Raw genomic sequence first — 23148 nt, forward strand, 5'->3', positions numbered from 1 at the left:
ATGGCTAGCTGATGCTGATAATGACCTGCCGCCGCCCTGTGACCGGACGGCGGCGGAAGATTAGCGCGGTTCGCCGATCGGCAGCACGGTGCGGCCGAACTGTTCGTTCAGCACTTCACCCATCGCCAGGTAAATAGCGCTGGCGCCACAAATCAGGCCGACCCAGCCGGCTACCTTCACAATGCCTTCGTTATCGGCCAAATGGCCAATCGCCAGCAGCGCGAACAGTACGGTCAGGCTCAGGAAGACAAACTGCAGCATGCGGGCTGCCTTCAGGGTGCCAAAGAACATAAACAGGGTAAAGACGCCCCACAGGCCGAGGTACATACCGAGGAAGTGCGCGTTTGGCGCGTCTGCCAGGCCCATTTTCGGCATCAGAAGAATCGCCACCAGCGTCAGCCAGAAGCTGCCGTAGGAGGTAAAAGCGGTTAAGCCAAAAGTGTTGCCTTTTTTGTATTCCAGCAGGCCGGCAAAAATTTGCGCAATGCCGCCGTAAAAAATCCCCATCGCCAGGATAGCTACATCGAATGCGAACAGGCCGCTATTCGCCAGGTTAAGCAGAATAGTGGTCATGCCGAAGCCCATAAGGCCCAGCGGTGCCGGATTAGCCAACTTAGTGTTGCCCATAATTCCTCAAAATTATCATTAAAAGGGAAGCATTACCCCGCGACTTGGCGGCGGGGCGCGGCATAATAATGAGGCGCTGAAGGGCTGTCTATGATCTGGCGGGGTATTTTTCACCAATTTCCGCGGTGTCTGACGGCGGCTGGAGCATTTGCCGTAAACAGGCGATATGCAGGACCGCGGGGATGGTGACCCGGTAGGCGCTGCCGCTCACCGCTTTCACGCTGTTCAGCCCGGCGCCGCGCACCAGGCCATGACCGATGACGCTCACCGCGGCGTGCGTGCGCAGGATGGCGGTTAAGCGTTCGTCCAGCAACAAAGTGACGCCTTCGCTTAGCTTGCGATGCCTCAGCAGATGAGCCATCAGGCTGTCCAGCTCATGGCTCCGGCACTCCACCGCGGCGAGAAACTGCGCTTTTTGCTCCGCGTTCAGTTTATTCCAGCTGTGCTGCAGAAAATGCGCCAGCAACTGCTGCTCGATCTGCGGCGTCGACAGCTGTTTGTCGACCTTCGCTTTCAGTCGTTTACATACATCCAGCAGGATCGCGCGATAAAATTTGCCATGGCGGCGTAGCGTGTTGGCGATGCTATCGCCGCCAAAATGCTGTAGCTCACCGGCGATTAGCTGCCAGTTGCGGCGATAACGCTCCGGGTGCCCCTCCATCGCTAAAAATGTCTCGTTGCGCAGGAGCGTGCTGGAGAGACGGGGTTTGCCATTTTCCCCGTGGGTCAGAATGCGGGTAAAGGCTTCCAGATGCGCCTCGCTGCACTCAGGCAGAAAGGCGAGATCGTCATCCTCCAGGTAATTAATATGCATAACGTTTTCTCTCGGGCAGGGGCGACATTAGTCATCGCCGATAATTTTCAGTGATGCCATATCTGAGGAGTGCACCGTGTGGCCGGAGAAGGCGATCTTCTTCACGCAACGTTTGTTGTCGTTATCGCTATTGATGTTGATCCAGCCGGTGGTGCTGCCCTCTTTGATCCCGGCGGGGACGTTCAGCGTGTGGCTGGCGCCGCGGCTGGCCTTAAAGTAGACCGTCGCCCCGGAGAGTTGTACATCGCCGCGGTCGGCGCTGAGCTGAATGCGTTTGACCACCCGGCAGACGGGGAGCGTCAGCGTCAGGTCGTTGGTTTCATTGCGCGGCATAGCTATCACGCCGAGAATTTTATGGTCGTTAGCGGCCGCCGAGGTGATAAATGACACGCCGAGGATAAGCCCTACGGAAAGCCGGTATAGCGATTTCATTAATTTGTCCCCTGAATAAGCGAAGTGCGATGGCGGGGAAGTTTATCACTGCGAAAACGGGGCTTTTAGCGCGCAAGTATTGCGGGTTATGTCAATGATATTATGAATGTATTTCCTATTTTAATCCGTTTTTTGTATGTATATTTCGCCGTCGTTTTTGCCATCCAACAACCTTGTTCGGCAAGTCATCCGTAGCCCTGTGCGAATCCGAGGCAAAAAATTTTTATGCTTGCCCCTTGATGCCGGAGTGGGCGACCCCATCTTGTAGTCAACCGCAGTGAAGAACCTGAAAAAAAATGATGTCTGGGCAGTTGAAACCGCACGTTTCGCCCTTATTACAGGTTCACAACCACATGTTGATCGAATTTTTAGTGGAGACGTTTAGATGGGTAAAATTATTGGTATCGACCTGGGTACTACCAACTCTTGTGTAGCGATTATGGATGGCACTACTGCACGCGTGCTGGAGAACGCCGAAGGCGATCGCACCACGCCTTCTATCATTGCCTATACCCAGGATGGTGAAACTCTGGTTGGTCAGCCGGCTAAACGTCAGGCAGTGACAAACCCGCAAAACACCCTGTTTGCGATTAAACGCCTGATTGGCCGCCGCTTCCAGGACGAAGAAGTTCAGCGTGACGTTTCTATCATGCCATACAAAATTGTTGCCGCAGACAATGGCGACGCATGGCTGGATGTGAAAGGCACCAAAACTGCACCGCCGCAGATCTCTGCTGAAGTGCTGAAGAAAATGAAGAAAACGGCTGAAGATTACCTGGGTGAACCGGTAACTGAAGCGGTTATCACCGTACCGGCTTACTTTAACGATGCGCAGCGTCAGGCAACCAAAGATGCCGGCCGTATCGCCGGTCTGGAAGTTAAACGTATCATCAACGAACCAACCGCGGCCGCGCTGGCTTACGGTCTGGATAAAGAAGTGGGCAACCGTACTATCGCGGTTTACGACCTCGGTGGTGGTACTTTCGATATCTCGATTATCGAAATCGACGAAGTTGATGGCGAAAAAACCTTTGAAGTTCTGGCGACCAACGGTGATACCCACCTGGGCGGCGAAGACTTCGATACTCGTCTGATCAACTACCTCGTTGATGAGTTCAAGAAAGATCAGGGGATTGACCTGCGCAACGACCCGCTGGCCATGCAGCGCCTGAAAGAAGCCGCTGAGAAAGCGAAGATTGAACTGTCTTCTGCTCAGCAGACCGACGTTAACCTGCCGTACATCACTGCAGACGCGACCGGTCCGAAACACATGAACATCAAAGTGACTCGCGCGAAACTGGAAAGCCTGGTAGAAGACCTGGTTAACCGTTCCATCGAGCCGCTGAAAGTCGCTCTGCAGGATGCCGGTCTGTCCGTTTCCGATATCAACGACGTGATCCTCGTTGGTGGTCAGACTCGTATGCCGATGGTGCAGAAGAAAGTGGCCGAGTTCTTTGGTAAAGAACCGCGTAAAGACGTTAACCCGGATGAAGCCGTGGCGATCGGTGCTGCCGTTCAGGGCGGTGTACTGACTGGCGATGTGAAAGACGTTCTGCTGCTCGACGTAACCCCGCTGTCGCTGGGTATCGAAACCATGGGCGGCGTGATGACTGCGCTTATCAGCAAAAACACCACCATCCCGACCAAGCACAGCCAGGTGTTCTCTACCGCTGAAGACAACCAGTCTGCGGTAACCATCCATGTGCTGCAGGGTGAGCGTAAACGCGCGTCTGATAACAAATCTCTGGGTCAGTTCAACCTGGATGGTATTAACCCGGCGCCGCGCGGCATGCCGCAGATCGAAGTGACCTTCGACATCGATGCTGACGGTATCCTGCACGTCTCCGCGAAAGACAAAAACAGCGGTAAAGAGCAGAAGATCACCATCAAAGCGTCTTCCGGTCTGAATGAAGAAGAAATTCAGAAAATGGTTCGCGAAGCAGAAGCTAACGCCGAATCTGACCGTAAGTTCGAAGAGCTGGTACAGACCCGCAACCAGGGCGACCATCTGCTGCACAGCACTCGTAAGCAGGTTGAAGAAGCAGGCGATAAACTGCCGGCTGACGACAAAACTGCCATTGAGTCTGCGCTGACCGCGCTGGAATCTTCTCTGAAAGGCGAAGACAAAGCGGATATCGAAGCGAAAATGCAGGCGCTGGCGCAGGCTTCTCAGAAGCTGATGGAAATTGCTCAGCAGCAGCACGCTCAGCAGCAGGCGGGTTCCGCTGACGCTCAGGCGAGCAACGCGAAAGACGACGATGTTGTCGACGCTGAGTTCGAAGAAGTGAAAGATAAAAAATAATCGCCCTTTGAACGGGTAAAACACTGGCACGGGCGAAGAGGTTTCCTCTCCGCCCGTGCACGCATGTTAAGGGGCTGAAAAACACCGATGGCAAAGCAAGATTACTACGAGATTTTAGGCGTTTCCAAAACAGCGGAAGAGCGTGAAATCAAAAAGGCTTATAAGCGCCTGGCCATGAAATATCACCCGGACCGCAACCAGGGTGATAAAGAGGCTGAAGCCAAATTTAAAGAAATCAAAGAAGCGTATGAAATCCTGACTGATGCCCAGAAGCGTGCGGCCTACGATCAGTACGGCCACGCGGCCTTCGAACAGGGCGGCATGGGCGGCGGCGGCGGTTTTGGCGGCGGTGCCGACTTCAGCGATATCTTTGGCGATGTTTTCGGCGATATCTTTGGTGGCGGACGTGGTCGTCAGCGCGCGGCACGCGGCGCCGATCTCCGTTACAACATGGAGCTGACGCTGGAAGAAGCGGTGCGCGGCGTCACTAAAGAGATCCGTATTCCGACGCTGGAAGAGTGCGACGTCTGCCACGGCAGCGGCGCCAAGGCCGGCAGCAAACCGCAGACCTGTCCGACCTGTCATGGCGCGGGCCAGGTGCAGATGCGCCAGGGCTTTTTTGCGGTACAGCAGACCTGTCCGCACTGCCAGGGACGCGGTACGCTAATTAAAGATCCTTGCAATAAATGTCATGGCCATGGCCGCGTAGAAAAAACCAAAACCCTGTCGGTTAAAATTCCGGCGGGCGTGGATACCGGTGACCGGATCCGTCTGGCGGGCGAAGGCGAGGCCGGCGAACATGGCGCGCCGGCAGGCGATCTGTACGTTCAGGTTCAGGTGAAGCAGCACGCTATCTTTGAGCGTGAAGGCAATAACCTGTACTGCGAAGTTCCGATCAACTTCACCATGGCGGCGCTGGGCGGTGAGATCGAGGTCCCAACGCTCGACGGCCGCGTGAACCTGAAAATTCCAGGTGAAACCCAGACCGGCAAGCTGTTCCGCATGCGTGGAAAAGGCGTGAAATCCGTTCGCGGCGGCGCGCAGGGCGATCTGCTGTGCCGCGTGGTGGTGGAGACGCCGGTGGGGCTGAATGAGAAGCAGAAGCAGCTGCTGAAAGAGCTGCAGGAGAGCTTCGGCGGTCCGACCGGGGAAAACAACAGCCCGCGTTCGAAAAGCTTCTTTGACGGCGTGAAGAAGTTCTTCGACGACCTGACCCGCTAATTCCGCCTTTGTTGATATCCGGCCCGGGCCTTTGCTGCCCGGGCTTTTTTTCGCCTTAGAACTCCCCTTTAACTCGTAAAAAGCGAATATTAGCGCAACTTAAATCTGATTTTTTCGAGTTATCAGTATGTGTATTATGCTTTTATCGAGTTATTCACCAACAGGATGAAAGTAAAAGTGAAACATCTGCAACGATTCTTTAGTAGCGATGCTTCCGGCGGCATTGTCTTAATTATCGCCGCCGCGCTGGCGATGGTGATGGCCAATACCAGCGTGACCAGCGGTCTGTATCACTCCTTCCTTGATACGCCAGTACAGCTGCGTGTGGGCGCGCTGGAGATCAACAAGAACATGCTGTTATGGATCAATGATGCCCTGATGGCGGTGTTCTTTTTGCTGATTGGCCTGGAGGTCAAACGTGAGCTGATTCAGGGCTCGCTGGCGAGCCGCCGTCAGGCGGTCTTCCCGGTGATAGCCGCGCTGGGCGGGATGATCGTCCCGGCGCTGGTCTACCTGGCCTTTAACGCCCAGGATCCTGTCGCCAGAGAAGGGTGGGCGATCCCGGCGGCGACGGATATTGCCTTTGCCCTCGGCGTGCTGGCGCTGTTAGGTAGCCGGGTCCCGACGGCGCTGAAGATTTTCCTGATGGCGCTGGCGATTATTGATGACCTCGGGGCTATCGTGATTATCGCGCTGTTTTATACCCACGACCTGTCCATGCTCTCGCTGGGCGTGGCGGCGGCGGCGATCGCGGTGCTGGTGGCCCTGAATCTGAGCGGCGTGCGGCGTACCGGGATCTATATTCTGGTTGGCGCGGTGCTGTGGACGGCGGTGCTGAAGTCTGGCGTTCACGCAACCCTTGCCGGGGTGATTGTCGGCTTTATGATCCCGCTCGAAGAAAAGCATGGCAAGTCGCCGGCCAAAGCGCTTGAGCATGTCCTGCACCCGTGGGTGGCGTTTATGATCCTGCCGCTGTTTGCCTTCGCGAACGCGGGGGTCTCACTGCAGGGGGTCACCCTTGCCGGGCTGACGTCGCTCCTGCCGCTGGGCATTATGGCTGGCCTGTTTATCGGTAAGCCGCTGGGGATTAGCCTGTTCTGCTGGCTGGCCCTGAAGCTGAAGTGGGCTTCGCTGCCGGAGGGAACCACCTGCAAGCAAATTATGGCGGTGGGGATCCTGTGCGGGATTGGCTTTACGATGTCGATTTTCATCGCCACCCTGGCCTTTGGCAGCGTGGATCCCGCGTTGATCAACTGGGCCAAGCTTGGCATTCTGATCGGCTCAGTGCTATCAGCGGTCGTCGGCTACCTCATACTGCGTCAGCGCGTGACGGATACTCGCCTCGCGGTATAACCTTTCTGCAGGAGAGCCCGCCAGGCTCTCCTGGACATTATCAGGGAGAGAAGCATGTCACATATTAACTACAATCATCTGTACTACTTCTGGCACGTGTATAAAGAAGGGTCCGTCGTGGGCGCGGCGGAGGCGCTGTTTCTGACGCCGCAGACCATTACCGGGCAGATCAAAGCCCTGGAGGAGCGCCTGCAGGGGAAATTATTTAAGCGAAAGGGAAGGGGGCTTGAGCCGAGCGAGCTGGGGGAGCTGGTTTTTCGCTATGCCGACAGGATGTTTACCCTCAGCCAGGAGATGCTCGACATCGTCAACTATCGCAAAGAGTCGAACCTGCTGTTTGACGTCGGCGTGGCCGATGCGCTCTCGAAACGGCTGGTCAGCGGCGTGCTGGATGCCGCCGTCGTTGAGAGCGAGCAGATTCATCTGCGCTGTTTTGAATCCACTCATGAGCTGCTGCTGGAGCAGCTGAGCCAGCATAAGCTCGACATGATTATCTCTGACTGCCCGATCGACTCGACGCAGCAGGAAGGGCTATTTTCGGTGAAGATCGGCGAGTGCAGCGTCAGCTTCTGGTGCATGAATCCGGCGCCGACGAAGCCGTTCCCGGCCTGCCTCGAAGAGCGGCGGCTGCTGATCCCCGGTCGGCGATCGATGCTGGGACGTAAGCTGCTGAACTGGATTAACGTGCAGGGCCTGAAGGTGGAGATCCTCGGCGAGTTTGACGACGCGGCGCTCATGAAAGCCTTCGGCGCCGCACATAATGCGATATTTGTCGCGCCGACGCTCTACGCGCATGATTTCTACCATGATGAATCGATTGTCGAAATTGGCCGTATGGATAGCGTGATGGAGGAATATCACGCTATTTTCGCTGAACGAATGATTCAGCACCCGGCGGTACAGCGTATCTGTAATCGCGATTATTCGTCGCTGTTCACCGAACCCCGATAGCCGGAAGGCGTGGGCTGGCGTGGCTCAGATCGCGCCAGCGTGCGCTACCGGGGGAAGATGATAGGCATAAAAAAACCCGCTTTCGCGGGTTTCTTTAACAAAGTTCAGCAAGCAGGCGATTAAGCCAGTTTGTTGATCTGTGCAGTCAGGTTTGCTTTATGACGCGCAGCTTTGTTTTTGTGGATCAGACCTTTAGCAGCCTGACGGTCCACGATCGGTTGCATTTCGTTAAATGCTTTCTGTGCAGCAGCTTTGTCGCCAGCTTCGATAGCTGCGTATACTTTCTTGATGAAAGTACGCATCATAGAGCGACGGCTTGCGTTGTGCTTGCGAGCCTTTTCAGACTGAACGGCGCGCTTCTTAGCTGATTTGATATTAGCCAAGGTCCAACTCCCAAATGTGTTCTATATGGACAATTCAAAGGCCGAGGAATATGCCCGTTTAGCCTTCTTTTGTCAATGGATTTGTGCAAATAAGCGCCGTTTAACACCACAGCGCTTCATTACGTAGTGATGGCGCAAGATTCTACCAGCTTGTTGCAGGCGAATACAGCTTTTCCACCATAAAAATCGCCGGGCGCGGCCAGTTTTCCCGCTTTCTCGCGCTGAGTGAATGAATTCCTGAGAACTTTCGTTGCCGAGGTGCAATCGCTGGTTAACGTTGACAGTTGTACAAGGTATACTCGGACGATTTTCACTGTTTTGAGCCAGACATGAAGCTGATACGCGGCATACATAATCTCAGTCAGGCCCCGCACGGGTGCGTGCTGACCATTGGTAATTTCGACGGCGTGCATCGTGGGCATCAGGCGCTGCTGCAGCGGTTGCGCGAAGAGGGCCGCCAGCGCGGTTTACCGGTCGTGGTGATGATTTTTGAACCCCAGCCGCTGGAGCTCTTTGCCGCTGATAAAGCCCCGGCGCGATTGACCCGCCTGCGTGAAAAGCTGGGCTATCTGGCTGAAAGCGGGGTTGACTATGTATTGTGCGTTCGCTTTGACCGCCGGTTCGCCGCGCTAACCGCGCAGGATTTTATCAGTGAACTGCTGGTGCGTCGCCTGGGCGTGCAGTTCCTCGCCGTTGGTGACGATTTCCGCTTTGGCGCTGGTCGCCAGGGGGATTTCTTGTTATTACAAAAGGCGGGGGCGGAATATGGCTTCGACGTCACCAGCACTCAAACCTTCTGCGAAGGCGGGGTGCGAATCAGCAGCACGGCGGTACGCCAGGCGCTGGCCGATGACGATCTCCTGCTGGCGGAGACGCTGCTCGGCCATCCGTTTAGCATCTCCGGACGCGTCGTGCATGGTGATGAACTAGGCCGAACCATAGGTTTTCCGACGGCGAACTTACCGCTGCGTCGTCAGGTTTCCCCGGTTAAAGGGGTCTATGCGGTAGAAGTGACAGGGCTGGGCGACAAACCGATAGCGGGCGTCGCCAATATTGGCACCCGTCCAACGGTTGCGGGCGTGCGTCAGCAGCTCGAAGTACATCTGTTGGACGTTGTAATGGACCTCTACGGTCGCCATATCAATGTAATACTGCGTAAAAAGATACGTAACGAGCAGCGGTTTGCGTCGCTGGACGAGCTGAAGGCGCAAATCGCACGTGATGAGTTAACGGCCCGCGAATTATTTGGGCTGACCAGCCAGGCCTGAGCCACTGGTGTTTATCAAACCGAAATACGGAACCGAGAATCTGATGAGTGACTATAAATCGACCCTGAATTTGCCGGAAACAGGGTTCCCTATGCGTGGCGACCTCGCCAAACGCGAACCGGGAATGCTGGCGCGTTGGACCGATGATGACCTGTACGGCATCATTCGTGCAGCCAAAAAAGGCAAAAAAACCTTCATTCTGCATGATGGCCCTCCTTATGCGAATGGCAGCATTCATATTGGTCACTCGGTAAACAAGATTCTGAAAGACATTATCGTTAAGTCCAAAGGACTGACGGGCTATGACTCGCCTTACGTTCCGGGCTGGGACTGCCACGGTCTGCCGATCGAGCTGAAAGTGGAGCAGGAATACGGCAAGCCGGGTGAGAAATTTACCGCTGCCGAATTCCGCGCTAAGTGCCGCGAATATGCCGCCGAGCAGATCGATGGCCAGCGTAAAGACTTTATCCGTCTCGGCGTGCTGGGCGACTGGTCGCATCCGTACCTGACCATGGACTTCAAAACCGAAGCCAACATCATCCGCGCGCTGGGCAAAATCATCGGTAATGGCCACCTGCATAAAGGCGCCAAACCGGTGCACTGGTGCGTAGACTGCCGTTCCGCGCTGGCGGAAGCGGAAGTGGAGTATTACGACAAAACCTCTCCGTCTATCGATGTCGCGTTCCACGCGGTAGACAAAGCCGCGGTACTGGCGAAATTCGGCGTAGCCGACGTCAACGGTCCGGTGTCGCTGGTTATCTGGACCACCACGCCGTGGACCCTGCCGGCCAACCGCGCTATCTCTCTGTCTCCTGAGTTCGACTATGCGCTGGTGCAGGTTGACGGCCAGGCGCTGATCCTGGCGAAAGACCTGGTTGAGAGCGTAATGAAGCGCGTTGGCGCGACGGACTACACTATTCTGGCGGCGGTACAAGGTTCTGAGCTTGAGCTGATGCGCTTTAAGCATCCGTTCCTCGATTTCGACGTGCCGGCGATCCTTGGCGACCACGTGACGCTGGATGCCGGTACCGGTGCGGTGCATACCGCTGGCGGCCACGGTCCGGACGACTACACCATCAGCCAGAAATACGGTCTGGAAATCGCCAACCCGGTTGGCCCGGACGGCGCTTACCTGCCTGGCACCTGGCCGTCCCTGGACGGCATTAATGTTTTCAAAGCCAATGACATCATCGTTGAGATGCTGCGTGAGCGTGGCGCGCTGTTACACGTTGAGAAACTGCAGCACAGCTATCCATGCTGCTGGCGCCACAAGTCGCCGATCATCTTCCGCGCCACTCCGCAGTGGTTCGTGAGCATGGATCAGAAAGGCCTGCGCGCGCAGTCGCTGAAAGAGATCAAAGGCGTGCAGTGGATCCCGGACTGGGGCCAGGCGCGTATCGAATCGATGGTCGCTAACCGCCCTGACTGGTGTATCTCCCGTCAGCGCACCTGGGGCGTGCCGATGTCGCTGTTCGTGCATAAAGAAACCCATGAACTGCACCCGCGTACCCTTGAGCTGATGGAAGAAGTGGCAAAACGCGTTGAAGTTGACGGCATCCAAGCGTGGTGGGATCTCGATTCCCGCGACATTCTTGGCGATGACGCCGACAGCTACGAGAAAGTGCCTGATACCCTCGACGTCTGGTTTGACTCCGGGTCGACCCACTCTTCCGTGGTTGACGTGCGTCCGGAATTCGCCGGTCACGCCGCCGATATGTATCTGGAAGGTTCTGACCAGCATCGCGGCTGGTTCATGTCCTCGCTGATGATTTCCACGGCGATGAAAGGCAAAGCGCCATATCGTCAGGTACTGACCCACGGCTTCACCGTCGACGGTCAGGGCCGCAAAATGTCCAAGTCTATCGGCAACACCGTTAGCCCGCAGGACGTGATGAACAAGCTCGGCGCCGATATCCTGCGCCTGTGGGTGGCTTCCACCGACTACACCGGCGAAATGGCGGTCTCTGACGAGATCCTCAAACGCGCTGCGGACAGCTATCGTCGTATCCGTAACACCGCGCGCTTCCTGCTGGCGAACCTTAACGGTTTCGATCCGGTGAAAGACATGGTTAAACCGGAAGAGATGGTGGTGCTGGACCGCTGGGCGGTCGGCTGCGCGCAGGCGGCACAGGAAGATATCCTGAAAGCCTACGAATCCTACGACTTCCATGAAGTGGTGCAGCGCCTGATGCGCTTCTGCTCCATCGAGATGGGCTCGTTCTACCTCGACATCATCAAAGACCGCCAGTACACCGCCAAGGCGGACAGCGTGGCGCGTCGCAGCTGTCAGACCGCGCTGTTCCATATCGTGGAAGCGCTGGTGCGCTGGATGGCGCCGATCATGTCCTTCACCGCAGATGAAATCTGGGGCTATCTGCCGGGCGAGCGTGAGAAATATGTCTTCACCGGCGAGTGGTATGAAGGTCTGTTCGGCCTGGCCGACGACGAAGCGATGAACGACGATTTCTGGGATGAGCTGCTGAAGGTGCGTGGCGAAGTCAACAAGGTGATCGAGCAGGCGCGTGCGGATAAGAAAGTCGGCGGCTCGCTGGAAGCGGCAGTCACGCTGTATGCTGATGCCGATCTGGCGGCTAAGCTCAATGCGCTGGGCGATGAATTGCGATTTGTCCTGTTGACCTCCGGGGCGAACGTCGCAGACTATGCGAGCGCGTCCGCTGATGCGCAGCAAAGCGAACTGCTCAAAGGGCTGAAAGTCGCATTGAGTAAAGCTGAAGGTGAGAAATGCCCGCGCTGCTGGCATTACACCACCGATATCGGCAAGGTGGCGGAACACGCGGAAATCTGCGGACGCTGTGTGAGCAACGTCGCCGGTGACGGCGAGCAACGTAAATTCGCCTGATGAGTAAATCGATCTGTTCAACGGGGCTACGCTGGCTGTGGGTGGTCGTAGCCGTGCTGATTATCGATCTGGGCAGCAAATTCCTGATCCTCCAGAACTTCGCTCTGGGGGAGACGGTTCCGCTGTTCCCGTCGCTTAATCTGCATTATGCCCGCAACTATGGCGCGGCCTTTAGCTTCCTCGCCGACAGCGGCGGCTGGCAGCGCTGGTTCTTTTCCGGGATCGCGATCGGCATTTGCGTGGTGCTGACGGTGCTGATGTACCGTTCGAAGGCGACGCAAAAGCTGAACAATATTGCCTACGCGCTGATTATCGGCGGCGCGCTGGGCAACTTGTTCGATCGCCTGTGGCATGGCTTTGTGGTCGATATGATCGACTTCTACGTCGGCGACTGGCATTTTGCCACCTTCAACCTCGCCGATAGCGCGATCTGCATCGGCGCAGCGCTGATTGTGCTGGAAGGCTTCCTGCCGAAACCGACTGTGAAAGAGCAGGCGTAAATCTCAATGCCGGGTGACGTGACGCTTACCCGGCCTACAGAATTTTTGGCTCCCGTAGGCCCGGTAAGCGTAATGCCGCCGGGCACCAGGTGACCTAAACAAGCGAGCAATTTGCATGTCTAAATCCGTACAGAGCAACAGCGCGGTACTGGTGCACTTCACTCTGAAACTGGACGACGGCTCCACTGCCGAGTCCACCCGCAGCAACGGCAAACCGGCGCTGTTTCGCCTCGGCGACACCTCTTTGTCTGAAGGGCTGGAGCAACAGCTTCTCGGTTTGAAAGAGGGGGAGAAAAAGGCCTTTTCGCTGGAGCCTGACGCCGCCTTTGGCGTACCCAGCCCGGACCTGATTCAGTATTTCTCTCGCCGCGAGTTTATCGACGCTGGCGAGCCGGAGATCGGCGCGATTATGCTCTTTACCGCAATGGATGGCAGCGAAATGCCTGGCGTGATCCGCGAAGTGAACGGCGATTCCATCACCGTTGACTTCAACCATCCGCTGGCCGGGCGCACTGTTCATTTTGATATTGAAGTGCTGGAGATCGATCCGGCGCTGGAGGAGTAACATGCAGATCCTGTTGGCTAACCCGCGCGGTTTTTGCGCTGGCGTTGACCGCGCTATCAGCATTGTAGAAAACGCGCTGACGCTGTATGGCGCACCGATCTATGTTCGTCATGAAGTGGTGCACAACCGCTATGTGGTGGATAGCCTGCGCAAGCGTGGCGCCATTTTTATCGAACAGATCAGCGAAGTGCCGGACGGCGCGATCCTGATTTTCTCCGCCCACGGCGTGTCGCAGGCGGTACGCAACGAAGCGAAGAGCCGCGACCTGACGGTGTTCGATGCCACCTGTCCGCTGGTGACCAAAGTCCATATGGAAGTCGCCCGCGCCAGCCGCCGCGGCGAAGAGTCGATTCTGATTGGCCATGCCGGCCATCCGGAAGTCGAAGGCACCATGGGACAGTACAACAACCCGCAAGGGGGGATGTACCTGGTCGAGTCGCCGGAAGACGTGCTGAAGCTGGAAGTGAAAAATGACGCCCGGCTGTCGTTTATGACCCAGACCACGCTCTCCGTCGACGATACCTCGGATGTGATTGACGCCCTGCGCGCGCGTTTTCCGAAAATCGTCGGCCCGCGCAAAGACGACATTTGCTATGCCACCACTAACCGTCAGGAAGCCGTGCGCGCGCTGGCGGAGCAGGCTGACGTAGTGCTGGTGGTCGGGTCGAAAAACTCCTCCAACTCTAACCGCCTCGCCGAGCTGGCGCAGCGGATGGGTAAGGCGGCTTACCTGATTGACGACGCCTCCGATATCCAGGAAGCGTGGGTCAAGGATGCGGCCTGCGTCGGCGTGACGGCGGGCGCGTCGGCGCCGGATATTCTGGTGCAGAACGTCATTACCCGCCTGCAGGAGCTGGGCGGCGGCGAAGCCGTGCCGCTGGAAGGCCGGGAAGAGAATATCGTCTTTGAAGTGCCGAAAGAGCTGCGTGTGGATGTCCGTGAAGTAGAGTAAGTTCTTTCCTCCAGCAGTATGAGAAGATGCCAGACTTAACGTCTGGCATTTTTTTAGGGAGAAACCATGCGCTTACCAATCATTCTTGATACCGATCCGGGCATCGACGATGCCGCCGCCATTGCCGCGGCGCTGTTCGCGCCTGAGCTGGATCTGCAGTTGATGACCACCGTAGCGGGCAATGTCTCGGTGGAGAAGACGACCCGTAACGCGCTGCAATTGCTGCATTTCTGGAATGCCGATGTACCGCTGGCGCAGGGGGCGTCGATGCCGCTGGTGCGTCCGTTGCGCGACGCCGCCTCGGTGCATGGCGAATCCGGCATGGAGGGGTATGACTTTGTTGAGCATCAACGTCAACCGCTGGCGAAGCCGGCCTTCCAGGCGATCCGTGATGCGCTTATGCATGCTGCCGAGCCGATCACCCTGGTGGCGATTGGCCCGCTGACCAATATAGCGCTGCTGCTGACCCAGTACCCGGAATGCGTGTTTAATATTCGCCGGCTGGTGATCATGGGCGGCTCGGCGGGCCGCGGCAACTTCACGCCGAATGCGGAATTCAATATCGCTATCGACCCGGAAGCCGCCGCGAAAGTGTTCCACAGCGGGCTGGAGATTGTGATGTGCGGGCTGGACGTCACCAACCGGGCGCTGCTGGCGGCGGATTATCTGGCGACGCTGCCGACGCTGAACCAGACCGGTAAAATGCTCCATGCGCTGTTTAGCCACTATCGCAGCGGCAGCATGAGCAGCGGTCTGCGCATGCACGACTTGTGCGCTATTGCGTGGCTGGCCCGCCCGGAACTGTTCACTCTCCAGCCGTGCTTTGTGGCGGTGGAGACGCAGGGGACCTGGACCGCCGGCACCACGGTGGTGGATATCGAAGGACGACTGGGCCAGCCGGCGAACGCCCAGGTGGCGCTGGATATCGACGTCGAAGGGTTTCAGCGCTGGGCGGCGGAGGTGATTGCCCTGGCGCCGTGATATATCACTCGATTTTCAAGGAGAGAAGCAATGACCTATGGACAGGCGTATTTGAGCGGCTGGAAAGAGACCTTTAACTTTAGCGGACGCGCCAGTCGACGGCAGTTCTGGACGTTTTTTCTCACCAATGTATTGATCGCCACCGCGCCGCTGGCGGCCTGGTGTCTGGCAACCAGCGTTAACCCTCAATACGGCATCCTCAGTTTTGTTGTCATTCCCTTTGCCGCGCTCTGGCTGCTGTTGATGGCGATCCCCCTGCTGGCTGTAGGCTGCCGGCGGATGCATGATATCGGCCGCTCCGGGATCTGGTTTGTGTTGGGGGTTATCATTCCGTGGTTTGCAATTATTTCGCTGGCTCTGTGCTGCCTGCGCTCAGCGCCGGCACCGTCTCGCTGAGATAATCGATCATCGCCCGCATCCTGGCGGGCATATGCTTATCTCCCGCCCACAGTAGCCACAGGTCGCCTGAGTAGCTGCTGATAAATTCCCACTCGGGCAACACCTGCACGATGTCGCCGTTCGCCAGCGCCTCACGGGCGGTGAACAGCGGCAGGCTGCCGATCCCTAAATGCTGTCTGACCGCGTCGAGGCGTACGGCGGTATGGTTGGCGGCGTACCGCCCGTAGGTTTGCACCGTTTCTGTTTTGCCTTCCCGACGGAACTTCCAGCGAGCATCGGCGGGCGTTTCGCCAAGGCTAATGCAGCTATGCGCGCGCAGATCCTGCGGCGTGTACGGCGTACCGTGCTGCTGTAAATAGGCCTCAGTGGCGCAGATAACGTGCCTGATTGGCATCAGCGGTTTGCCATGCAGGCCGGGGGAGGGGGTATCGGTGATGCGTAGCGCCAGATCAATACCGTCATCGATAAAATCGAGAGGGCGATCTTCCAGCCGCAGGCAGACGTCCACCTGCGGGTAGCGGTGGAAAAACGCCATCATCAGCGGGTGGATCACAAAGCGGCCGACGGCTTTCGGGACGCTGAGCGTCAGCTTTCCCTGGGCGACCGTTTGGCGACTGCCTGCGGAATCCATTGCCTGTCGCGCCGCTTCCAGCATCTGCTGGGCATGCTGATATATCGTTTCCCCGGCATCGCTAAGACGCAGCTTGCGGGTGGTACGCTGCAGCAGTTTGCAGCCCATCTCTCGCTCCAGCCGTGAAACGCTGCGGCTAACGGCTGAAGGGGTAATGCCGTTCTGGCGGGCGACGGCGGAGAAGCTGCCCTGGTCGACTATCTGAACGAAAAGAGCGAGGTCGGGCAGGAGGTTCAGATTCATTTGTGCTCCCGGAGCAAGAGTGCATTGGCGGGTGGTGGGATTATCGCTGTCGGCATTAATAATATACTGGGCGGACAGAGAGGAGAATCACTATGACTGAACGGGTTTATTACACCAGCGATGCTACCGACGGGCGCGCCCAGATCATTGCCTGCACTGCAGAAGCGGATGGCCGTTACGCCATCGAACTGGATCGGACGCTGTTTCACCCGCAAGGGGGCGGTCAACCGGCGGACCGTGGATGGATTGCCGGGCAGGTGGTTGAGACGGTGGTTGTGCGCGGCGAAAGGGTGCTGCATATTCTGTCGCAACCCCTTCCCCTCGGTGAAGTGGAGATGAAAATTGATGCCTCCGCGAGACAGCTGCATGCTCGTCTGCATTCTGCCGGCCACCTGCTTGGCCTGGCGGGCGAACAGCTTGGCTGGCAACCGGTGAAAGCGCACCACTGGCCCGGCGAAGGGCGGATAACCTTTGCCAGCAGGAATAGCGCCGCGCTGCCGGACGCCAGTGCGCTACTGGCGCTAGTGAAGGCATGGCAGGCGCAGGACTTACCGCGTCAGGTGACGTTCGCTGATGGCATGCGCAAGGTGGGATTCGGCGAGCTGCCAGCCTATCCCTGCGGAGGCACCCACGTCGCCCGTCTGGCGGAGCTGGGCGACATTGTCATTAGTCAGATTAAGATGAAGAAGGGGCAGCTGGTGGTCAGCTACACCCTGGCGTAAGCGTTTTATCTCTGCTCAGGATAGGTCTGCTTGCCGTGATAGATACGCTCAGGTCGGCCAACCTTGCCGTAGCTGATTTCCGCTTCCAGAAAGTCGTTCTTCACTCCTTGTTCCAGATAACGGCGAGCGGTGGTTTTGCTGCTGCCGAGGATACGGGCCAGCGAGTCGGCGGTATGCACCACCGTCGGGTCGGCAAACAGCTGGAGCACGCGCTGAAAGGTGCTTTCATCGATCCCGCGCAGTGGTGCGCTGGCGGGTTCCGTTTGTTCCCGGGCCTGAATATTAAACAGCGCGTCGACATGGAGCTGGCTGGCCTGTTCACTGGAGCGCAGCGAGCTTCGATAGCGGGCAAAGCGCTCCAGCGTGTGCTGCAGGCGCTGATAGTGCACCGGCTTAATCAGGTAATCAAACACCCCAAGACGCAGCGCTTCGCTGATGGTTTCCATGTGATTATCCGCGGTAATAAAGATAATCCGTCCCTTGTAATGTGTACTGACTGCATGGCGGATCAGATCGATACCTTTGCCGTCGGGTAAAAAATTATCCAGCAGGATCAGCTGCGGTTGATACAGTCTGAGCTGTTTCCTGGCGCTCTCAAGCTTATCCGCAATACCAATGACGTCGAACCGGGGAAACTGTTTAATGTTATCCACCAGGATCTCCGCCAGCATAGGTTCGTCTTCAACAATAAGAGTAGTGATGCTATCCATGATGTTCATCTCGGGTCAGGGGGATATAAAGCGTAAAAATGGTGCCAAAAGGAATATTATTTTCGACGACGATACTGCCGCCTGCTTGTTCCACGTAGCTGCGTACTAGCCAGAGTCCGATACCATGATCTTTGCTGGCGCTGCTGGTGACGCCGCGCTCGAAGATCCGATCGCGCAGCGCCTCGTCAATGCCGCATCCCTGGTCGGCGATCTCAATGATCACCTCCTGGCCATCACTGTTGATCAGGCATTCGATCTGTTTTGAACCCTGCGGTTGACGCAGGCTGGCATTGTAGGCGTTATCAAGTAGATTCCCCACGATCGAGATCCATTCGTTGTGCGAAAGGGCGGTAGGTAATCTATCAACGAAGCAGGCCGGATCGAAAATCAGCTCAAGTCCAAGCTCTTTGGCCCGGTAATATTTGCCGATCAACAGCCCGGCCAGGTGGTTGTCCTGGAAATTGCGTGCAATAAAATCGATCACCTTCTGGTGACTTTCCGACTGCTGTTGGATCAGTTCCAGCGCTTGGTTATAGCGTTTAAGAAACAGCAGACCGGCGATAGTGGAGATCAGATTGCGATGCTCATGCTGTACGGCGCGCAGGTTATCGGCATATTGTTGTACCTGGCTAAGCTGCAGGCTAAGGGTGTTGATATCGTCTTTGCTGCGAAAGCTGATCACCCAGCCCTGTGGCTCATTGTTTAAGATCACCGCCATCCGGCTGGCGATCACTTTGATCTGATTGAAGGTAACGATCTCGTCTTTTTTATTGGTCTGTGGCGCATCGTAGAAGAAGACCTCCTGCGAGATAACGCTGCTGATCCGTTTGCCGATAAGCGTCGGTTCCGGCTGACTCAAATTGAGCAGGCGACGCGCAGTCTGATTAATCGCAGTGATTTTATAATCGGAGTCGATGGCGATAAGCCCTTCGAACACCGATTCAAACAGCACGCTTTGCTGGATCAACAGCTGTGACAGCTGCTGGGGTTCCATATTGAGCATCTGTTTTTTGATATGCAGTGAGAAGCGGCGGGCGCAAAAGAGCAGAAGCAGTAACATGATGGCCATCGGGATCAGCAGCGAACTTATCTGCAGGCTGAGCCAGTTTTCCAGTTGCTCAATGGTATAGCCTACCGACACAATGCCGATCACCTTGCCGGTTGCGTCCTGAATCGGCGATTTACCGCGCAGCGACGATCCCAGCGAGCCTTTGCGCACTGACACGTAGCTTTTAGCGTTTATCAACGCCTCATCGCTATCGCCGCCTTCCATCGATTTGCCGATTTCATCAGGATTGACGTGATAGAGGCGCTGGCCGCTGGCATCACCGACGGTGATGTAGGTGGCGTCGGAGAACGAACGCATGGGGTCGATAAGGGCTTTGATTCTGGCGAGATCGCGTTTCTGCACTGCCTCCACCAGCTCCGGCATCGCCGAAATCTGCATCGCCTGAATCAGCGCCCGTTGCCCGACCTGATAATGCAGACGCTCCTCGGTAATGTCTGTCAGATACCATGACATCGCCAGCATGACGATCGTCGAGGTGAATAAGATCAGCAGGAAGATGCGATTCTGAAACGATCGCCTGGCAAACCAGTGGGTGATTTTTCGGGTATACATTGGGTAGATAGACATTAAATTGTTATTCTCCCCGTTTTGCGCCCCCGGCGCCGACAGGTGGAGCACAGAACAGAAAATTTCAGACATGTGCCCGGCCCCGTCATGCCAAGAGTGGGTATCAAATCAGCCCGGAGGTGGGGCGACAGCCACACCTCCGGGAAGGATGTCGGCCTACATCGCCAGCACGTACTTGAGCATCACCCCGGCGGCGATCGCCGAGCCGATCACCCCCGCCACGTTCGGGCCCATCGCGTGCATCAGCAGGAAGTTCTGCCCGTCCGCTTCCAGACCCACCTTGTTCGACACCCGCGCCGCCATCGGCACCGCCGACACCCCCGCCGAGCCGATCAGCGGGTTGATTTTGTGCCGGCTGAACACGTTCATCAGCTTCGCCATCAGCACCCCGGCGGCGGTCCCCACGCAGAAGGCGATCACCCCCAGCACCAGGATCCCCAGCGTCTGCGGCTGCAGGAACTTGTCCGCCACCAGCTTGGCCCCCACCGACAGCCCGAGGAAGATGGTGACGATGTTGATCAGCGCGTTCTGCACCGTATCGCTCAGCCGCTCCACCACGCCGCTCTCGCGCATCAGGTTGCCGAAGCAGAACATCCCCAGCAGCGGCGCGGCGTCCGGCAGCAGGAGCGCCACCAGCAGCAACAGCACCGCCGGGAAGAGGATCTTCTCCCGCTTACTCACCGTGCGCAGCTGCACCATGCGGATCTTCCGCTCCTTATCCGTGGTCAGCGCCTTCATGATCGGCGGCTGGATCAGCGGCACCAGCGCCATATAGGAGTACGCCGCCACCGCGATGGCCCCCAGCAGCTCCGGCGCCAGCTTGCCCGACAGGTAAATCGCCGTCGGGCCGTCGGCGCCGCCGATGATGCCGATGGCCGCCGCCTGCGGCAGGGTGAAGCTGATGATGCCGAAGTAGTTCAGCGTCAGCGCCCCGAGCACGGTGGCGAAGATCCCGAACTGCGCCGCCGCCCCCAGCAGCAGGGTGCGCGGGTTAGCCAGCAGCGGGCCGAAATCGGTCATCGCTCCGACGCCCATAAAGATGACCAGCGGCGCGATGCCCGAGCCAATCGCCACCTTATAGAAGATGGCCAGCACCCCGGCGGAGTAGCCCATGTCCACCGCGAGGCTCTCCATCTGCCCCTGCACCGACGGCAGGGCCAGGGCCAGCGCCGCCTTAATGGCGTGGACGTCCGGCGCGCAGTGGAGCTTCGCGGCAATCACCGCCAGCTGCGCCGGGTCGTGGTGGGCCAGCAGGCTCTCCAGGGCGGTGAGCGCCAGCCCGGCCTCCGGAATATTGGAGAGCAGGCCGCCGAAGCCAATCGGCAGCAGCAGTAACGGCTCGAACTTCTTCGCAATCGCCAGCCAGAGCAGCAGCAGGCTGACCAGCAGCATCACCGCCTGGCCGGCGCCGAGGTGCATCAGCCCCATGCCCTGGATCAGGGCGTTCAGACTTTCCATTTCCGCTCCTCGTCCTTACGCCAGAGTCATCAGGGTGTCGCCGACCGCCACCGCGTCACCGGCTTTCACCGCGATACCGCGCACGGTCCCGGCCTGCGCGGCGCGGATTTCGGTTTCCATCTTCATGGCTTCCAGAATCAGCAGCACTTCGCCTGCGGCCACCGTCTGGCCTTCGCTGGCCAGCACCTTCCAGATAGTGCCCGCCAGCGGGGCGGTCACCGGGGTACCGGCGCCGGCCGGGGCGGCAGCGGCGGGTGCAGAGGCAGGAGCAGGAGCAGGAGCCGGAGCAGCCGCCGTCAGCTGGCTGACGTCACCGCCGTCGCTGACTTTGACCACAAAGGCTTTGCCTTCCACCTCCACGGTGTAGACGCCGGAGGCGGCAGGTTTTTCTGCTTTTGCCACTGGCTGCGCGGCTTCCGCCTGCGGTACCGGCTCAAAGGCCGCCGGGTTGTGGCGGTTTTCGAGGAACTTCAGGCCGGGTTGCGGGAACAGCGCCACGGTGAGCACGTCGTCGATGGCGTTTTCGGCAAGCGTGATGCCCTTCTCCTGTGCCTGGCGTTTCACATCCGCTTCCAGCTGCGCCAGCTCCGGCTTCAGCAGGTCGGCCGGGCGGCAGGTCACCGGGTCGGCGCCGTCGAGCACCCGCGCCTGCAGGGCGGCGTTCACCGGGGCCGGGGTGCGGCCGTACTCGCCTTTCAGGATACCGGCGGTCTCCTTCGCGATGGTTTTGTAGCGCTCGCCGCCCAGCACGTTGAGCACCGCCTGGGTGCCGACAATCTGCGAGGTCGGGGTCACCAGCGGGATGAAGCCGAGGTCCTCGCGCACGCGGGGGATTTCCGCCAGTACTTCATCCAGACGGTGGGCGGCGCTCTGCTGCTTCAGCTGGCCTTCAAGGTTGGTGAGCATCCCGCCCGGCACCTGGGCGACGAGGATACGGCTGTCGGTGCCCTTCAGCTGGCCTTCGAAGGCGTGGTATTTTTTGCGCACCTCGCGGAAGTAGGCGGCGATGCTCTCCAGCCTGTGGATATCGAGGCCGGTGTCGTACGGCGTGCCGGCGAGGGTGGCCACCAGCGCTTCGGTGGCCGGGTGGCCATAGGTGGCGCTCATGGACGAAATCGCCGTATCCACGCCGTCGACCCCGGCTTCAATGGCCTTCAGCAGCGCCATCTCCGCCATCCCGGTGGTGGCGTGGCAGTGCAGGTGCAGGGTGACGTCATAGCGCTTCTTGATTTCGCTGACCAGCTCAAAGGCGGCATGCGGCGTCAGAATGCCGGACATGTCCTTGATGGCGACGGAGTCAACGCCGGTCTCCAGCAGCTGTTCGGTGAGGTCGAGCCAGGTCTGCAGGGTGTGCGCCGGGCTGGTGGTGTACGAAAGCGTACCCTGGGCGTGGGCGCCGTGGCGGCGGACCGCCTGCAGGGCGGGCTGCATGTTGCGCGGGTCGTTCATGGCATCGAAGACGCGGAAGACGTCCATGCCGTTTTTGACGGCGCGCTCGACGAAGCGCTCCACCACGTCGTCGGCGTAGTGGCGGTAGCCGAGCAGGTTCTGGCCGCGGAGCAGCATCTGCAGCGGGGTCTTGGGCATCGCCTTTTTCAGCTCGCGCAGGCGGACCCACGGGTCCTCGCCGAGGAAGCGGATGCAGGCGTCAAAGGTGGCGCCGCCCCAGCACTCCAGCGAGCGGTAGCCGACGTCGTCCAGCTGAGCGGCAACGGGCAGCATATCGTCGAGACGCAGACGGGTGGCGAACAGGGACTGGTGGGCGTCGCGCAGGACGACATCGGTAATGGCAACGGTCATGAATTCCTCCGTGAATTAAGGGTGAAGACGGCGATGGTGGTGAATGGCGGCGACAATCGCCGGCTTCAGGCGGGCGAAATCGTCGGCGGGCGCGACGGCGGCCGGCGCCGGTTTGGGGGCGGCAGGCGGCTCAGGAAACAGGCGGTTGACGGCGAGGGACATTCCCCGGATGGCGAAAATGAGCAGCAGCAGGAACACCAGCACAAAGCCCATGCCGAGACACATCAGGGTGAAGCCTTCGCCTAACAGGACGGCATTGTCAGTCATTTATACATCTCAAATAGGGGCACGATGACGCGCTGTCTGACAAGGTTTCTGGCTAAGGAGCAGGGTGGATTTC

The 23148-nt window shown here is 58.2% G+C and carries 22 protein-coding genes; 12 read left to right on the plus strand and 10 right to left on the minus strand.

Features of this window, described 5'->3' with window-relative positions:
* Window positions 1-60: 60 nt before the first annotated feature.
* The 3 genes from KPHS_07210 to KPHS_07230 all read right to left on the minus strand — a co-directional run bounded on the left by KPHS_07210 (window position 61) and on the right by KPHS_07230 (window position 1873).
* On the minus strand, window positions 61-627 hold the full coding sequence (locus KPHS_07210; protein ID YP_005225021.1) for an inner membrane protein YaaH: 567 nt from the start codon (window positions 625-627) through the stop codon (window positions 61-63).
* Between the two features lie 88 nt (window positions 628-715).
* The gene (locus KPHS_07220) at window positions 716-1441 is read right to left on the minus strand and encodes an acidic protein MsyB (protein YP_005225022.1); all 726 of its coding nucleotides are present in this window, start codon (window positions 1439-1441) and stop codon (window positions 716-718) included.
* A 27-nt stretch (window positions 1442-1468) separates the two neighbouring features.
* Window positions 1469-1873 carry a DUF2541 family protein gene (locus KPHS_07230; protein ID YP_005225023.1) on the minus strand — a complete coding sequence of 135 codons (405 nt, stop codon included), beginning with the start codon at window positions 1871-1873 and terminating at the stop codon, window positions 1469-1471.
* A 385-nt stretch (window positions 1874-2258) separates the two neighbouring features.
* Between KPHS_07230 and KPHS_07240 the strand changes: the two genes are divergently transcribed.
* The 5 genes from KPHS_07240 to KPHS_07280 all read left to right on the plus strand — a co-directional run bounded on the left by KPHS_07240 (window position 2259) and on the right by KPHS_07280 (window position 7823).
* Window positions 2259-4175, plus strand: a complete 1917-nt coding sequence (locus KPHS_07240) for a molecular chaperone DnaK (RefSeq protein YP_005225024.1) — start codon at window positions 2259-2261, stop codon at window positions 4173-4175.
* Between the two features lie 87 nt (window positions 4176-4262).
* On the plus strand, window positions 4263-5396 hold the full coding sequence (locus tag KPHS_07250) for a chaperone protein DnaJ (RefSeq protein YP_005225025.1): 1134 nt from the start codon (window positions 4263-4265) through the stop codon (window positions 5394-5396).
* Between the two features lie 129 nt (window positions 5397-5525).
* A complete protein-coding gene (locus KPHS_07260; RefSeq protein YP_005225026.1) occupies window positions 5526-6749 on the plus strand; it encodes a sodium/proton antiporter NhaA in 1224 nt (407 codons plus the stop codon).
* A 54-nt stretch (window positions 6750-6803) separates the two neighbouring features.
* Window positions 6804-7700, plus strand: a complete 897-nt coding sequence (locus KPHS_07270; protein ID YP_005225027.1) for a transcriptional activator NhaR — start codon at window positions 6804-6806, stop codon at window positions 7698-7700.
* Between the two features lie 9 nt (window positions 7701-7709).
* Window positions 7710-7823: a hypothetical protein gene (locus tag KPHS_07280; RefSeq protein YP_005225028.1), complete on the plus strand. Its 114-nt coding sequence runs from the start codon at window positions 7710-7712 to the stop codon at window positions 7821-7823.
* On the opposite strand, the gene KPHS_07290 is transcribed toward KPHS_07280, so the two are convergent.
* Complete coding sequence (locus KPHS_07290; protein YP_005225029.1) at window positions 7820-8005, minus strand: 30S ribosomal protein S20; 186 nt, start codon at window positions 8003-8005, stop codon at window positions 7820-7822. The two genes, KPHS_07280 and KPHS_07290, sit on opposite strands and share 4 nt — an antisense overlap.
* A 458-nt stretch (window positions 8006-8463) precedes the next feature.
* On the opposite strand from KPHS_07290, the gene KPHS_07300 reads away from it, so the two are divergent.
* The 6 genes from KPHS_07300 to KPHS_07350 all read left to right on the plus strand — a co-directional run bounded on the left by KPHS_07300 (window position 8464) and on the right by KPHS_07350 (window position 15209).
* Complete coding sequence (locus KPHS_07300) at window positions 8464-9351, plus strand: bifunctional riboflavin kinase/FMN adenylyltransferase (RefSeq protein ID YP_005225030.1); 888 nt, start codon at window positions 8464-8466, stop codon at window positions 9349-9351.
* Between the two features lie 7 nt (window positions 9352-9358).
* A complete protein-coding gene (locus KPHS_07310) occupies window positions 9359-12211 on the plus strand; it encodes an isoleucine-tRNA ligase (RefSeq protein ID YP_005225031.1) in 2853 nt (950 codons plus the stop codon).
* A complete protein-coding gene (locus tag KPHS_07320) occupies window positions 12211-12711 on the plus strand; it encodes a lipoprotein signal peptidase (protein ID YP_005225032.1) in 501 nt (166 codons plus the stop codon). The genes KPHS_07310 and KPHS_07320 overlap by 1 nt, the downstream gene beginning before the upstream one ends.
* A 115-nt stretch (window positions 12712-12826) precedes the next feature.
* Window positions 12827-13276, plus strand: coding sequence for an FKBP-type peptidyl-prolyl cis-trans isomerase (locus KPHS_07330; RefSeq protein YP_005225033.1), 450 nt, complete (start codon window positions 12827-12829; stop codon window positions 13274-13276).
* Between the two features lies 1 nt (window position 13277).
* Window positions 13278-14228, plus strand: coding sequence for a 4-hydroxy-3-methylbut-2-enyl diphosphate reductase (locus tag KPHS_07340; RefSeq protein ID YP_005225034.1), 951 nt, complete (start codon window positions 13278-13280; stop codon window positions 14226-14228).
* Between the two features lie 66 nt (window positions 14229-14294).
* Window positions 14295-15209 carry a ribonucleoside hydrolase RihC gene (locus tag KPHS_07350; RefSeq protein YP_005225035.1) on the plus strand — a complete coding sequence of 305 codons (915 nt, stop codon included), beginning with the start codon at window positions 14295-14297 and terminating at the stop codon, window positions 15207-15209.
* A 343-nt stretch (window positions 15210-15552) separates the two neighbouring features.
* Here the strand turns inward: KPHS_07350 and KPHS_07360 are convergent, their stop codons facing one another.
* The gene (locus KPHS_07360) at window positions 15553-16482 is read right to left on the minus strand and encodes a putative HTH-type transcriptional regulator (protein ID YP_005225036.1); all 930 of its coding nucleotides are present in this window, start codon (window positions 16480-16482) and stop codon (window positions 15553-15555) included.
* 92 nt (window positions 16483-16574) lie between these two features.
* Here KPHS_07360 and KPHS_07370 point away from each other — a divergent pair, with 92 nt between their 5' ends.
* On the plus strand, window positions 16575-17204 hold the full coding sequence (locus tag KPHS_07370; protein ID YP_005225037.1) for an alanyl-tRNA synthetase: 630 nt from the start codon (window positions 16575-16577) through the stop codon (window positions 17202-17204).
* A gap of 5 nt (window positions 17205-17209) precedes the next feature.
* On the opposite strand, the gene KPHS_07380 is transcribed toward KPHS_07370, so the two are convergent.
* From KPHS_07380 to KPHS_07420, 5 genes are all read right to left on the minus strand, one after another.
* Window positions 17210-17914 (minus strand): putative transcriptional regulator, encoded by a 705-nt coding sequence (locus KPHS_07380; protein ID YP_005225038.1) that lies wholly within the window; start codon window positions 17912-17914, stop codon window positions 17210-17212.
* The gene (locus tag KPHS_07390) at window positions 17907-19622 is read right to left on the minus strand and encodes a signal transduction histidine kinase regulating citrate/malate metabolism (protein ID YP_005225039.1); all 1716 of its coding nucleotides are present in this window, start codon (window positions 19620-19622) and stop codon (window positions 17907-17909) included. The genes KPHS_07380 and KPHS_07390 overlap by 8 nt, the downstream gene beginning before the upstream one ends.
* 84 nt (window positions 19623-19706) lie before the next feature.
* Window positions 19707-21008, minus strand: coding sequence for a sodium ion-translocating decarboxylase subunit beta (locus tag KPHS_07400; RefSeq protein YP_005225040.1), 1302 nt, complete (start codon window positions 21006-21008; stop codon window positions 19707-19709).
* 15 nt (window positions 21009-21023) lie between these two features.
* The gene (locus tag KPHS_07410; protein YP_005225041.1) at window positions 21024-22808 is read right to left on the minus strand and encodes an Oxaloacetate decarboxylase alpha chain; all 1785 of its coding nucleotides are present in this window, start codon (window positions 22806-22808) and stop codon (window positions 21024-21026) included.
* A 15-nt stretch (window positions 22809-22823) separates the two neighbouring features.
* Window positions 22824-23075 carry an Oxaloacetate decarboxylase gamma chain gene (locus KPHS_07420; protein ID YP_005225042.1) on the minus strand — a complete coding sequence of 84 codons (252 nt, stop codon included), beginning with the start codon at window positions 23073-23075 and terminating at the stop codon, window positions 22824-22826.
* Between the last annotated feature and the right edge of the window lie 73 nt (window positions 23076-23148).

It is taken from the genome of Klebsiella pneumoniae subsp. pneumoniae HS11286, assembly GCF_000240185.1.
GTDB lineage: Bacteria > Pseudomonadota > Gammaproteobacteria > Enterobacterales > Enterobacteriaceae > Klebsiella > Klebsiella pneumoniae.